Here is an 11,871-nt window from a genome sequence, read left to right as displayed (position 1 = left end):
GCAACAGCAGGAAACCGCTCTGCTGCCATGACCGTCACCGCTGCCTCTGCATCCCAGGCATCGCCTGCGGCCCAAGCACCGTTCAGCGCCGAACGCTGGCGCCAGTTCTGGGACCACTGGAAAGCTCAGCCTCAGCAGCTGGAGGGTATCGAGCAGCTGCGCCAGGCTGTCATCAGCGCTGATCCAGCGATCCTCACCGAGGTCGCGTCCTGGCGGCAGACCTTCTCATCACTGCCACCAGCGCCACCAGCTCCGGTCCATGCCAATCCGCTGCCGGTGATCTGGGAGAACCAGAACGACAACGCATCCGGCAGTGGCTATCGCGAGTGCTTCTCCAGCAGTTGCGCCATGCTCGCCCGCTACTGGGGCAAGGTCTCAGGCGATGACGCCTACAACGTCATCCGTGCCCGCTACGGCGACACCACCTCCGCAGAAGCCCAGCTGGCGGCCCTGCGCTCACTCGGGCTGACGGCGAACTTCGCCACCAACGGTGATCGCGCTGCCCTGGAGGCCGAGATCCAGGCCGGCCGGCCCGTCGCTGTCGGCTGGTTGCATCACGGCCCCGCCACAGCTCTTACAGGCGGCGGCCACTGGAGTGTGGTGATCGGCTTCTCCAGCACGCACGCCATCCACCACGATCCCAATGGCGAGGCCGATCTGGTCCAGGGCGGCTACACCGCCAACACCAATGGCGCCGCTCAGCACTACAGCTGGACGAACTGGCTACCGCGCTGGGAAGCGGATGGTCCCGGCAGCGGTTGGTGGCTCAGCTGCCGCGCCTGAGATCGATGGGCTTTCAGCGGGAGCGTTTTCTGTTGCGGGCCATTGCCGCGATCTTTGCGGTGCAGTTCCTGATCTTTCTGATCGGCCTGGCGGCCTGCATCGAGCAGAACCAGCGGAGCAGCACCGGACCGGTCTGCAGCAACTACGGCGAGCATCTGCAGCGCACCTTTGAAACCGCACTGGCCACCACCCTGTCGCTGCTGGGCGGCAGCAGCATCAAGGCAGAGCGATGACGCGGGTCCAGCTCAGCTGCAGGCCACAGAGCAGCGCGAGGTCACAACCCCATCCAGCCACTGGCCTGCTCACCCGGCAAGGATCGAGCCATGCACCCCTGCAGGGTGTCCTTGCCTGCGCTGCGCGGCCGCGCCTCATCGGTGGGGTCCCTCGCGATTGCGCTCCATGGCCTCCGCTGTTCAACCTCTCTCCTGCCCGATCCGTTTCCTCTGCATCCATCGCTACGCGCCCGGTGTGCGCAAAGGCGGCACCAGCCCCGATGAGCTGCAGTGGCTCGGTAAGCGCGGCAAACCCGTCAAGAAAATGCGCCTGATTCCCGCTGAGCGCGCCCATGCCATCGCCCGCAAGCTGCAGGGCACGCCCGGCGTCACCGTTTCAGTGCTCTGACCCGCAGATCTTGCCATCAAAAAGCCCCGCTCCAGGCGGGGCTCAGCAGTGGATCAGGCGGCAGGCCGCCTGAGCGCCGCTCACTTGCGGTAGGTCGTGCCGTGACCACCGCAGCAACCTGGAGGCGTTGAGAGTGCAGTGCTTGATCTCCGGATGAACGACGAAGTGCAGGTAAGACAACCAAAGAAACGATCACTGCATACCCGAGGGAATCGTCAAGGTGGTGGCAAGTCCTGCCACGCCGGCGATGGTCCAGACGGTGTCCTGCAGCGCTGCTTGAGAAGGGTCTGCAGGCGGGGCACTGCATCCGGCTGGGCCTGCATCAGAAACGCCTCGCGTTCGAGCAAGCGGTTGGTGTGGTGATAGTTCCGCAGCAGGATCGCGCTGATCTCACGTTCCACCACCGGATTCAAAGGGCCGCTGACTCCCAGGGGCGTCAACTGACCCGACGGGCAGCTCTGGATGGCATGCACCGCCTCGTGCAGAAAGGTCTGCCGGGCAATCCCCAGAGGGATCGCCACAGGTGCAATCCACAGCGTTCGGCTCTTGCTGTCAAACAATCCATAGGCACCGCGCTTAGGTGGCGGCGCCAGTCGGATCTGGAAGCCATAGGCCTGGAGCTCACGGGCCAGCGGCTGAACCTGAACTGGCAATTGCCCCTGCCTGTCCTGGGAACCGGCCGAGGACGGTGACGCTGCCATGACGACAGTCACCAGCCCTGCCCAGGCCAATGCCAGCGCCTGCGGCAAACAACGGCAACAGCAACGGAACGCGACCCCTCAACCCTGCACCGACTCAGTCCTCAGCAGAACACAGCCAGAACAGCCAGCCCAGGCCACACCCTCCACGATCCGCATCGCTCTGTCGTTCTTGCCACTGCTCTCACGCGCACGCGGTGGATGATGGCCTCATAGCGATGGATGCGATGGCACGCCTGGAAGCCGTTCTAAGCGGCATGGAGCGCGGTCCGGCATTTCAGGCCGATCTCGAGCGACTCAACACCGCACTTACTGGTCACCTCGAGTGGTTGGATCCCCGCAATGCGGAACTGAGGCTCGCCTGCGGACCCGATGCTCTCCTGGTCACCGTGCTGCTGGAACGCCTCAGCCCCGATGGCCTCCGCATCCTCGCCACCAGCAGTGAGGGCATGGGCACCGGTGCACCCCACACCACCGCATCCCTCGAGCGGGTTCTGAACTGGCTGCAGCAGCGCCAGCCAAATGCTCAGCTCCGCTACCGCTCCGATCGCGATGGCCCCCTGCAGCAACAAGCGTCGATCGCGACTCCAGATGCCCCTGCTCCGCACTGATCAGCAGCGGTGAACAGCGCTGTTTTCACCATCTCGCGCGCGGCATTCCACACCTTTTCCACAGCCTTGAACCGCTCAACACCCCGCGACCACGGCCTTCCCAACCAGAACCGTGGAAAAGCTTCTTTCCACTTGACGCGGGGCGCTGAGCGCTCCAAGCACTGTGTCCCAGAGCACATGCGACCACTTAAAACCCAGTAGCAGCTTGGATTCTCAATAGCGCCTCTCGCCTCTGTCGCTCTTTTGACAGCACTCCTCGCCCTGTGGCCAGATGAAGACGTTGACAGCGAGAGAGCGTGTTGCAGGAGACACCCGATGCCATGCCCGTTCACGTGAGTGTGGAAAACCAACTCCCAGAAGATCTCTACCGGGCGATGGGCCTGTTCATCTCCGAGCATCCCCAATGGGACCAGTACCGCCTGGTGCAGGCCGCCATCGCCGGATTTCTGTTCCAGCAGGGTTGCAAAGAGCGTTCGGTCGTTCGCCACTATCTCGGCGGTCTCTTTCGCCGCAACGACTGCCCAGCTTCCCAGCCTCTTGTGTAACCCCGGCGAACTGCCACATCGGGCCGTTGCCGACTCAGCGTTCCAGTGTCTCCATGGGTGCAGCTCCGCTGCTTCTGTGCACTGACGTCATGGCCCCCTGCTTTCTGCTCCGAGACGGCCGTAAACAGCTCTTTGATCAGGTCCCCGATGGCCTGGCGCTGTACCGCTACCAGGACCAAGCAGGTCAGGACATCCAGGCTCTGCTCGATCCTGCCAGCCAGCAACGGCTTCTCGGTGCCCAGCCCAAGCCCCAGCCCAGTCATAACGGGAACAGTTCTGCCCCCAAAGCGGGCACGAACGAGGGCAGCAAGATCCGTCCCCTCCGGCGACCCCACCCACAGAGCGCACGCCGGAGCGCCTGATCAACATCAGGCCCCCCACTCCTTGCAGGTTCTGCATCACAGCGTGCACAAGCCGTTGGCACTCCTGGAGATCAGCTGACGGGCGCCATGGCCGTTTCTACGGTTGAACGCAGGAGGTTCGCTGGGACACCGACAGGCGCGGTTCAGCTACGGGCGCATGGGAGTGGTGAATCGTTGCGCCATCGGTATCCGTGCCCGTTCACCCATGCGGGCCTGGGCCCATGCAATGGAACCAGAAGCGCCTCTGATCGATGACCTCGAACCCTCGCTCTATCTGATCCCACTCCAGGATCAGGACCGCCCACCAGAGGAGCGCCTGCGGGAGCATGTCCTGTCGATCTTTCAGGAGGAGCTGCGCTGCTGGTGTGAGGACCCCAGCCTCTGGCCCCAGCCGCTCACCCTCGAGTTGTTCCTGCTCTGGTTCGATGTGCGCTTCTACGGCCTGATCGACGATCTCCACATGGCGGAACCCCTGCGCAATCAACCCACACCAGACGAACGCCAGCTGCTTGAGGAGCTGCTCAGGGAGATCGAGTCCAGCTGAACCTCCAAAGGTCTGCAGCGCAACGACTCAGCTCCGGTGGCCATCCGCTGACACGCCACTCGTCCCCTCGCCGCACAGAGGACCATTGCCTCACTTGTAGTGAGAAGCAGATTGATGCTCAGATCTGATCAAGGCCAGGGCCCCCTGGGATCGATGCCCCAGCGTTACGGCAGCCGCGCCCTCAACAGCCTGCGTCGCCTGGCCCGCATGAGCGGTCTTGGCCCAATGGCGACACGCCTCAAGCCGGCGGCACTGAAAACCGTGCTCAACCTCCGTGGTGTGCTCAGCGCTGACCCCGACACCATTACCACCAGCAAGACCGCCACACCCTCTGCTCCTGCAGTCCCCAAACCAGCGACCGATTCCTCGTCACACCAGCCGCCAACCGTGATTCAGCTGGTGGCCCAGGACGCCCATTGGCTCCAGGTGACCTGGCAGCTCTCGGCCACCGCGGCAGACCTGCTCTACAGCGCGACTGGGAATTCACTCGCCCTGCGCCTGATGCCCGTCGCGGACGACTCCGGCTCAGGAGGGCTCACACCGATGGCGCGCCTGGAGGTCATGGTCGATGCAGGCAGCACGAGCTGGTGGTTGCCCGTTCCCGTCAGTGGTGCCGCCTATCGCATCGCGCTCGGCCTCAGACAACCCGGTGGGCTCTGGCAGTCGCTGGCCATCTCAGAGGCGGTGATGGTGCCCGTCGCGGCAGACGATCCGCTGCCCCCCACCTCCGGGCCCCACAGTGACCTGGAGACCATGGCCACTCCGATCGCCTCAGCGGTCAGCACGGCCGGGGTGGACCACGAACGGCTCTACCAACTGGCCACCAGCGCCAGCCCCAGGCGGCGCCGCATCGGTTCCGAACAACTCCATGAGCAGAGCCGCAGCCAGGCCCTGCAGCAACAGCAGGGCGCCGAAACAGCTCTGCATGCCTCCGGCGCCGGCTTCTGGGCCAGTGGCCGCAGCGCTTCCGGCATGGGGCTCTCCGGCGCAGGCGTCCAGCCGCGCCAGCGGTCCTTCTGGCTTGTGGCCGATGCCCAGTTGATCGTCCATGGCGCCACAGACGCGACAGCCCAGCTCCAGATCGGAGCGGAACGCATCGACCTCGAGGCCGATGGCACCTTTCACATTCAGGTTCCCTTTCCTGATGGTGAACAGCGTTATCCCATTGAGGCCACTGCAGCCGATGGCGTGCAGAAACGATGGAAACATCTCGTCTTCTGGCGTTCCACACCCCAAGCGCAGCTCAACCGGCGAGAGGACGCGCTCGCGGAGTGGTTCTGATGGGTGTCCTCAACCGGTGTGCCTTTGGCATCAGGCCCCGGCAGCCGATGCTTGCCTGGATCCGCAACCTGGATCCCACCTCGGCCACTCTCGATCTGGACGATGGCGCCTGCGAACCGACTCTCTATCTGATCCCCGAGGGCGACAGCGAGGCCGGCACCGACAAGCTGCTTGATAGTTGGTTCGCTGCCATCTTTGAGCAGGAACTGGAGAGCTAGTGTCTTGATCGCACCGCCTGGCCTGAACCACGGACCCTGAGGCTCTTCCGGGACTGGTTTGAACTGACCTTCTATGACCTGGTCGAGGATCTCGCCGATGAGGAGCTCTGCGATGAAAGCGCAAGCCTCATCGATCAGCAGCAGACTCTTGACGTCAGACAACCGTCTGAACGGCAACCTCTGAGGCTGGTCCAGGGATTCGGCGGCAGCTGAACCAGGAGCCAGACCACAGCGCGCAGGTGACTGGGTTGTCTCGCATCACTCCAACGCCATCGGCTCACAGCCAGGAGCGATATCGGCTGCGCTGGTGCCGGGCCCGTTGCCGCTCAGCCGCTGAACCGAACTGGGGGCTGGAGCCATCGCGCCGCCGGCGCACCCACACCCCGCGGCGAATCAGGGCTGCATCCTCGGGCCTCGCTTGCTGGAGCGACACCAAACCGCCATAGCCCTGTTTCTGTCGCGCCATGGCCCGGGCTCTGGCCTGCTGCCTGTTGCGGGCCTCCACCACCGTGGCGGTGCTGCGCTGTCGCCAGAAGGCCAGATAAAACACGCAGCCCTCCCCTCAGCTGCCGGGCCGACTGCGGGGTGGTCCATGGCGCTCCGGCATCACAAAGCCAGCGCGGTACAGCTCCGCGGCACTCATCGCCTGGGGATTGATCACCTCCCCAAAGCCACCGGCCACTGCAGCACCAGCTGGCGCCGCCAGTCCCGGGCCGCTGGTCAGGGGGGTAGCGCCCATCGCCCCCCGTTGCTGAAACAGGAAGCCGTACACCGGGTGAATGCGCAGCGCATCCATGAAATCCGCCGTGCTCATCGGCCGGCCGTCATCCCCCAGCAGCGGCTGGCCCTGACCGTCGAGTGGTTCAAGTTGATCCTGACCGTCCTTGCTGCTGCTGAGACGGAATGCATCCCACAGCTGTCCTTTGAACACCTGAAAGAAGGTGCCGCGTCCATCGCCGCCGGTGCGGCCTTCCGCTTCTGAAAAGGCACGTTCCAGCAGCCGTTCCTTGCGCAGTTCCTGCACCCGGTCATTGGCCGCATCCCGTTCGGCGGCAACGCTGGCCACCCGTTTGGTGGTGGCCTCCTCCATCTGCCGCTCCCGCAGTTCCAGCTGTTGCTCGAGGTGCTGCTTCTGTCGTTCCGCCTCCTGCAGGCGGGCGTATTCCTCCGGGTTGATCTCAGAAAAACGGGTCAGCTGCTGGCGCAGGCCGCTCAGTTCCTTCTCCAGCTGGTTGCTGCGGCGGCGTTCCGCCTTGAGCGCTTCTGTCAGGCCATCGCTGCCCTGAGTGCTGCCGGCGTCCATCTCCGCTGGGGCACTGCGATCGGCAGCAGGCATGGTCGTGGCAGCTCCGTCGTTGTTGAGGGGCTGCTCTGGGTCCATGACGACCTGGGTGTCGAGGCGGTCGCTGCTGCTGGTGGTGCTGTTGCCCGTGGCGCTGGCGGCAGTGTTGCTGCTGCTGGCAGAAGTGGTGGTTGTGGAAGTGGAAGCCATGACCCGACTCGGCTGTCAGTGGATGCGGCAGCCCATCGCGGCGCTGCCATCCCCTGTTGCCGAGACGATGCTCAGCTGTTCAGATAACGCTCGACCGTGCTGCTGGACCAGGTCGCAACGCCAGTGCCAAAAAAGTCCTGGTCCTCCGTCCAGATGGCGCACTCCAACTGCAGTCCCAGAGCCAATGCAGGCCAGTCATCAGCGTCACGGATCCTGGCCAGCGCCTCCTCGCGAGCCGACTCCAGCACGGTGTCTTCCACGATCTGAACCACGCGCATCAAACTGAGCAGTGCCTCGGTGCAGACAGCTTCGTCGAGGTTCTTGTCCCTGGCGAGGTCGGCGATGTAGCCGGCAGCCTCGGCGACATTGGCCTCGGCAACAAAAAAGTCCACCCGATCGGCGTACTCGGCAATCAGGGTCCTCACCCGAACGCCAAGGCAGCCACGAATCAGGATGTTGGCATCAAGAACCAGGCGTTTGCGCTCCACCGTCAGGGCTGATGCCGTCGCTGCCGCCAAGCGTTGAAGTCCGCACTGAGTTCCTCTTCTGTGAGCCCGAGACGCTCGAGCTCAGCCTGCATAAGCCGGCCTGCCTCCAGAAGGCGTTGGCGCTCGTCCTGAGCACCCTCCTGGGGGAAGGGCACGTAAAGGCCAATGGTGCGGCCGTGGCGCGTCACCTCAATGGGGGTCACCGATTCGAGGTGCGAGGCCAGCTTGGCCCGGAGTTCACGAATGCCAATACGGACGGCCACGGCAGCAACCCCGCAAATGTGTACACATTCTAGATCTGAGGTGGGCGATTGCCTGCATAGACGCAGCAACCACCAAAGCCATGGGCAGGTATCGAACTCCAGCACCTTGAGCCGGGTGCGCGGGTCCACAGGGGCCAAGCGATCGGCAGCCCATCGCGGCGCTGCCATCCCCTGTTGCCGAACCGCAGATCTTTTCCGACGAGGCGCTCTAACCTGTTCATATGACCAACGTGCAAGCTATCGAAGCTGCCGTCGAGCAGCTGGCCCCTGAACAGCGAGCGGAGTTTCGGGCCTGGTTTGAAGCGTTTGATGCCCGCGAATGGGATTTGCAGTTGGAGCAAGACCTGCAAGCTGGGCATTTGGACTGGTTAGCGAACGAGGCTCTTGATGACCTCACTGCCGGTCGCTGCACCGATCGGTGAAGCATCAGGCCAGTCCCCGCTTCTGGTCCTGCTATCAGGCCTTGCCTACTGATGTGCAGGACCAGGCCGATCGTGCTTATGAGCAGCTCAAGGCGGACCCGCGCCCTCCCTCGCTACATCTCAAGCGTATTGGACGATTCTGGTCCGTTCGCGTCGGTCTCCGGCACCGTGCACTGGCCGTCGAGGCGTCAACGGATGCGTTGCTGTGGGTGTGGATCGGCACCCATGCCCAATACGACAAGCTCCTGAAAAAGGCTTGATCACAAGTCGGAGACGTTCATCCCCGATTGGGCTTGAGCGTGCCAAAGATCCGCTCACCGATCAGCGGCTGCACCAGCGCACCGATGCCGCCAGATCCGTAGTTGGCGCCGAATTCCAGGCCATGGAAGGCGGTGAATTGCGGGTAGGGGTCCACATCCGCATCGCCAGCAGCATTGAGCAGCGCCAGATCCCCCAGCCAGATCAGCCCCTCGCAGGGCGCCACCACGGTGTAGCCATCTGCGGCCACCCGGCGGCCGTGCTGTTGCCACACCAGATCGCTGCTCAGCCAGATCGCACCCGGGCTGGGCGGCAGGCGGGCGCTGCGGCAGATGAAGCCGTTGCAGGTGAAGTCACCGGTGTCCACTCCAGGGCCGTTCTCTTTGCTTGAGATGTCATTGGCCCGCTCAAGGAAACACTCGAGCACATGACTGGCCACCACCGCGGAGGTGGTGTCACCGGGGGTGGCGTTCTGATGCTGCAGCAGCCGGGCATTGGCAAACCGCTGCAGGGGCGTGGGGCCCCAGAGTGCAGCATTGCGTCTGTGCTGCCCGCTCGAGAAACGGCGCGGGCTCACCATCGCCTGCGGTGGCAAAATCCTCATCATTCAGCCCCGCAACATGGTGGTGGTGCCGTTCGAACCTGCAGCGGCTGCAGTGAAGGACACCCAGCTGCTCAGACCCGGAAGCAGCAACAGCAGCTGCTCGCCGTAGCGCCGCCGTTGACTGAGCAGGGCAGCAGCCTCGGAGCGGGGGTTGGCATAAACGGTCTCCCGCTCCTGCCGCAGCAGACTGGTGTCGTAACTGATCACATCCGCCTTCTGCTGCGGCGCATCGCCGGCGGCGGCCACCGAACCAGCAATCGGCCCCGAGCTGCTCTGCTTCTCGATCGTCTGCTCCTGCTCAGGGCCGCCTGCCAGCAGTTGCTGATCGATCAGGGCCACCGCATCGAGCAACGCCCGTGCGCTCAGCACCCCGGCTGGATGCCGGCGCTCCAGATCCGCCATCGCCCGGCTGATCGCGTCGAGGCAGGGCACGGTGGCGGGCAGAGCCAGCGCCTGACGAATCGCTTCTGGGTCGTTCGGTTGCCAGCTGGTCATGCAGAAGCCGGTGCGATGCCGGCCAGATCCCCCAGCCATTGCCGCAGGGCGATCATCTGTATTACAATTGGTCCATTAGTAATACAGGGTGCGTCCCTGGCGGGTCATGCCGCTCACGGTGAGACTGGATGCCGACACAGAACACTGCCTGCAGGACCTCCTGGCCGAAACGGGCCAGGACAAGAGCTCATTGATCCGCCAGCTGATTCGCGAGCGTTGGCAGCAGCGCCAGCCATCGGCCTCGATCACCCAGCAACTCGGCGGCCACCCCGACGGCTTCCTTAGCACCCTGCCGGCTGGCAGTGCGGAGCGTCAGCCGAGGCGTCGGCTGCTGGATCAGCGGCTTGCAGCGCGACGGGCGGAACGAGCCTGATGCGGCGGATCCTGGTTGATTCGGGCATTCTGCTCAGCTATTACCAGCAGCAGGAACTCCTTCATCAGGCGGTTGTCGCGTTCTTTGATCGGGTTGCCGCGCAGCTGATCACGTCCTCGATCTGCATCGCTGAAGTGCTCTGGCTGCTGGGGGATCCCCGCGATCCACGCGTTCTGGCGGCTCAGAATCACCTGCTGGGAGCTGTCAGCCGCGGCGGCATCGAGGTGATCGATCTGCGGCCTGAGGACTACGCCCGCATCGCGGAACTGAATGAGCGCTACGCCGACCTGCCCGGTGATTTCGCCGACCTCACCCTGGTGACGCTTTCAGAGCGATTGAACGTCGCCGAGATCCTCAGCCTCGACAGCGATTTCGACGTCTATCGCCGCTACCGGCGTCAACCCTTCCACCGGGTCCCGCTCAGCTGAGGGAGACCATCAGGCTGTGGCCGGTGCGATGCCGGCCAGATCCCCCAGCCATTGCCGCAGGGCCACCTCGCTGATGATCCCGCGTTCCTGCAGCTGCAACATCTCGCTCACCGTCGGTTGCGGTTTGGGTGACGGTGCCAGCGGGCTGATCTCCACCAGCAGTGCCGGCCCCTCCTGCACAGGAAGCAGCTCACCGGTGATCGCGCACCAGTGCTGCAGCAGCGAGGAGAACATCGAGGCCTTCTGAATCGCCTGGCTCTGCAGCAATGCATAGGCCTGAGATGCCGCCATCGAGATCTCCGTTGCCGTGCGTGGCGCCCTCCGGCAGATCCAGCACCGTGTTGGGCCCGAGCACCACGGCTCCTGCTGCGAGGCTCCGGTGCTGCTGCCCAGCGGCTCGGCCACCCCGGTGCGCACACCCACCGGCAGGGCTGTTCGGTAGAGCAGCTCCTGGTAATCGCTCTGGCAGCGGAAGTGGTTGAGGTACTGGTGCGCCAGCCCCAGGTGCGGCAATTCCCCTTCTCCAAAGGCAGCGCCATGGCTGGCGTACCAGACCGCCGGTAGTTGCTGAATGCCGCTGTAGTGGCGTTGATCAAGCCGCTGCCGGCGCCAGCCAGTCGTGGATTGCGGATCTGCCACCAGGGCCTCGGTGGTGAGGTGCATGCCCGATCCGCCGGGACCAGCCGCCGTCAGTGAGGCCGTTCGGTAGATCCAGGGGTGGAGCGGCGGGATCACCCCCACCAGGGCGGCGCCATCGCGCAGCACCAGCAGATCAGCGGCTTCCAGAAACACCCCCAGGTCGGTGCCGCGACCATCCACATCGCTGATCGCCGCCTGCAGGGAGGCCGGCAGCTCCCGCCAGTGACTGGAGGCCAGCATCCCCGCGAAGGTGAGCAGCGCATCGCGGAAGAACCCCGACGGTAAGGCCGCCTCCACCCGCCGCTGGCAAGCCGCCTCCGGTTCTCGTTCACCCCGGCTCAGGCACTGCTCCCGCCGCCCCGCCAGCAGCTGCCAGCAGTCCTGCACCAGCTCCAGCCGCGGCAGCAGCGCCGCCAGGCTGGGGTGCAGCGGCCAGGGGGATGCATCCGAGGCGAGCTGGGTCAAAGCCAATCAGCAGCTGCTGGCTATTGCCGGTGCTCCCCTTGCGCTGTACCGCAGTCCGCTTCCGAACCGGAAGGGATGGGAGAGCTGCGTCAGGATGTTGGTGCTGGATGGTTCTCAGACCCGCGAACCACACGTACGGTTGACGAAGGTCGACACAACGCCACTGCTATCACAGCCCGCGAAGATCCCTTGATTGTCACCCTGTGGATGTTTATCGGAAAACAATCGGCATGCCGATGGGGTTATCGGAACCATCGAATATCTAGTTCGAAGGGCAATCC

22 protein-coding genes are annotated in these 11,871 nt (G+C 64.4%); 14 read left to right on the top strand and 8 right to left on the bottom strand.

Translation table 11 applies throughout. The features are described from left to right. Positions 1–27: 27 nt before the first annotated feature. From SynBMKMC1_RS10610 to SynBMKMC1_RS10600, 3 genes are all read left to right on the top strand, one after another. Positions 28–783 (top strand): C39 family peptidase, encoded by a 756-nt coding sequence (locus SynBMKMC1_RS10610; RefSeq protein WP_186471702.1) that lies wholly within the window; start codon positions 28–30, stop codon positions 781–783. Positions 784–788: 5 nt separating this feature from the next. Next, complete coding sequence (locus tag SynBMKMC1_RS10605; RefSeq protein WP_186471701.1) at positions 789–1,016, top strand: hypothetical protein; 228 nt, start codon at positions 789–791, stop codon at positions 1,014–1,016. Positions 1,017–1,182: 166 nt separating this feature from the next. Then, the gene (locus SynBMKMC1_RS10600; RefSeq protein ID WP_186471700.1) at positions 1,183–1,404 is read left to right on the top strand and encodes a hypothetical protein; all 222 of its coding nucleotides are present in this window, start codon (positions 1,183–1,185) and stop codon (positions 1,402–1,404) included. Between the two features lie 215 nt (positions 1,405–1,619). Here SynBMKMC1_RS10600 and SynBMKMC1_RS10595 read toward each other — a convergent pair whose 3' ends face one another. Beyond that, the gene (locus tag SynBMKMC1_RS10595) at positions 1,620–2,105 is read right to left on the bottom strand and encodes a hypothetical protein (protein ID WP_186471699.1); all 486 of its coding nucleotides are present in this window, start codon (positions 2,103–2,105) and stop codon (positions 1,620–1,622) included. On the opposite strand from SynBMKMC1_RS10595, the gene SynBMKMC1_RS10590 reads away from it, so the two are divergent. From SynBMKMC1_RS10590 to SynBMKMC1_RS10560, 7 genes are all read left to right on the top strand, one after another. Next, complete coding sequence (locus SynBMKMC1_RS10590) at positions 2,104–2,307, top strand: hypothetical protein (protein WP_186471698.1); 204 nt, start codon at positions 2,104–2,106, stop codon at positions 2,305–2,307. The genes SynBMKMC1_RS10595 and SynBMKMC1_RS10590 overlap by 2 nt on opposite strands. Positions 2,308–2,329: 22 nt before the next feature. Next, positions 2,330–2,713, top strand: a complete 384-nt coding sequence (locus SynBMKMC1_RS10585) for a hypothetical protein (RefSeq protein ID WP_186471697.1) — start codon at positions 2,330–2,332, stop codon at positions 2,711–2,713. 320 nt (positions 2,714–3,033) lie between these two features. Then, entirely contained in the window at positions 3,034–3,258 is a 225-nt protein-coding gene (locus tag SynBMKMC1_RS10580) for a DUF2811 domain-containing protein (RefSeq protein ID WP_186473430.1), read from the top strand. An 89-nt stretch (positions 3,259–3,347) separates the two neighbouring features. Then, positions 3,348–3,620: a hypothetical protein gene (locus SynBMKMC1_RS10575; RefSeq protein WP_186471696.1), complete on the top strand. Its 273-nt coding sequence runs from the start codon at positions 3,348–3,350 to the stop codon at positions 3,618–3,620. 103 nt (positions 3,621–3,723) lie between these two features. Further along, complete coding sequence (locus SynBMKMC1_RS10570) at positions 3,724–4,164, top strand: hypothetical protein (RefSeq protein ID WP_255486171.1); 441 nt, start codon at positions 3,724–3,726, stop codon at positions 4,162–4,164. Positions 4,165–4,278: 114 nt separating this feature from the next. Beyond that, positions 4,279–5,445, top strand: a complete 1,167-nt coding sequence (locus SynBMKMC1_RS10565; RefSeq protein WP_186471695.1) for a DUF4912 domain-containing protein — start codon at positions 4,279–4,281, stop codon at positions 5,443–5,445. Next, the gene (locus SynBMKMC1_RS10560) at positions 5,445–5,663 is read left to right on the top strand and encodes a hypothetical protein (protein WP_186471694.1); all 219 of its coding nucleotides are present in this window, start codon (positions 5,445–5,447) and stop codon (positions 5,661–5,663) included. The genes SynBMKMC1_RS10565 and SynBMKMC1_RS10560 overlap by 1 nt, the downstream gene beginning before the upstream one ends. Before the next feature lie 277 nt (positions 5,664–5,940). Here SynBMKMC1_RS10560 and SynBMKMC1_RS10555 read toward each other — a convergent pair whose 3' ends face one another. The 4 genes from SynBMKMC1_RS10555 to SynBMKMC1_RS14740 all read right to left on the bottom strand — a co-directional run bounded on the left by SynBMKMC1_RS10555 (position 5,941) and on the right by SynBMKMC1_RS14740 (position 8,074). Beyond that, positions 5,941–6,213, bottom strand: a complete 273-nt coding sequence (locus SynBMKMC1_RS10555; RefSeq protein ID WP_186471693.1) for a hypothetical protein — start codon at positions 6,211–6,213, stop codon at positions 5,941–5,943. A gap of 12 nt (positions 6,214–6,225) precedes the next feature. Continuing rightward, positions 6,226–7,155, bottom strand: coding sequence for a hypothetical protein (locus SynBMKMC1_RS10550; RefSeq protein WP_186471692.1), 930 nt, complete (start codon positions 7,153–7,155; stop codon positions 6,226–6,228). Positions 7,156–7,226: 71 nt separating this feature from the next. Further along, the gene (locus SynBMKMC1_RS10545; RefSeq protein ID WP_222930359.1) at positions 7,227–7,673 is read right to left on the bottom strand and encodes a PIN domain-containing protein; all 447 of its coding nucleotides are present in this window, start codon (positions 7,671–7,673) and stop codon (positions 7,227–7,229) included. Continuing rightward, the gene (locus SynBMKMC1_RS14740) at positions 7,646–8,074 is read right to left on the bottom strand and encodes a hypothetical protein (protein WP_255486170.1); all 429 of its coding nucleotides are present in this window, start codon (positions 8,072–8,074) and stop codon (positions 7,646–7,648) included. Before SynBMKMC1_RS14740 ends, SynBMKMC1_RS10545 begins: the two co-directional genes overlap by 28 nt. A gap of 53 nt (positions 8,075–8,127) precedes the next feature. Here SynBMKMC1_RS14740 and SynBMKMC1_RS10535 point away from each other — a divergent pair, with 53 nt between their 5' ends. Further along, positions 8,128–8,328, top strand: a complete 201-nt coding sequence (locus SynBMKMC1_RS10535) for a hypothetical protein (RefSeq protein WP_186471691.1) — start codon at positions 8,128–8,130, stop codon at positions 8,326–8,328. Continuing rightward, positions 8,325–8,588 carry a hypothetical protein gene (locus tag SynBMKMC1_RS10530; RefSeq protein WP_186471690.1) on the top strand — a complete coding sequence of 88 codons (264 nt, stop codon included), beginning with the start codon at positions 8,325–8,327 and terminating at the stop codon, positions 8,586–8,588. Before SynBMKMC1_RS10535 ends, SynBMKMC1_RS10530 begins: the two co-directional genes overlap by 4 nt. Before the next feature lie 17 nt (positions 8,589–8,605). On the opposite strand, the gene SynBMKMC1_RS10525 is transcribed toward SynBMKMC1_RS10530, so the two are convergent. After that, positions 8,606–9,166, bottom strand: a complete 561-nt coding sequence (locus SynBMKMC1_RS10525) for a hypothetical protein (RefSeq protein ID WP_186471689.1) — start codon at positions 9,164–9,166, stop codon at positions 8,606–8,608. Positions 9,167–9,193: 27 nt separating this feature from the next. After that, complete coding sequence (locus SynBMKMC1_RS10520) at positions 9,194–9,724, bottom strand: hypothetical protein (RefSeq protein ID WP_186471688.1); 531 nt, start codon at positions 9,722–9,724, stop codon at positions 9,194–9,196. 49 nt (positions 9,725–9,773) lie between these two features. Between SynBMKMC1_RS10520 and SynBMKMC1_RS10515 the strand changes: the two genes are divergently transcribed. Both SynBMKMC1_RS10515 and SynBMKMC1_RS10510 read left to right on the top strand, forming a co-directional pair. Then, positions 9,774–10,058, top strand: coding sequence for a hypothetical protein (locus SynBMKMC1_RS10515; RefSeq protein ID WP_255486169.1), 285 nt, complete (start codon positions 9,774–9,776; stop codon positions 10,056–10,058). After that, complete coding sequence (locus tag SynBMKMC1_RS10510) at positions 10,058–10,486, top strand: type II toxin-antitoxin system VapC family toxin (RefSeq protein ID WP_186471687.1); 429 nt, start codon at positions 10,058–10,060, stop codon at positions 10,484–10,486. The genes SynBMKMC1_RS10515 and SynBMKMC1_RS10510 overlap by 1 nt, the downstream gene beginning before the upstream one ends. A 9-nt stretch (positions 10,487–10,495) precedes the next feature. Here the strand turns inward: SynBMKMC1_RS10510 and SynBMKMC1_RS10505 are convergent, their stop codons facing one another. Further along, positions 10,496–11,590 carry a hypothetical protein gene (locus SynBMKMC1_RS10505; RefSeq protein ID WP_222930358.1) on the bottom strand — a complete coding sequence of 365 codons (1,095 nt, stop codon included), beginning with the start codon at positions 11,588–11,590 and terminating at the stop codon, positions 10,496–10,498. Positions 11,591–11,871 lie beyond the last annotated feature (281 nt).

It is taken from the genome of Synechococcus sp. BMK-MC-1 (assembly GCF_014279955.1).
Classification (GTDB): Bacteria; Cyanobacteriota; Cyanobacteriia; order PCC-6307; family Cyanobiaceae; genus Synechococcus_C.
The sequence above is the reverse complement of the archived record's forward strand: the minus strand, read 5'-3'. Positions and strand labels throughout refer to the sequence as shown.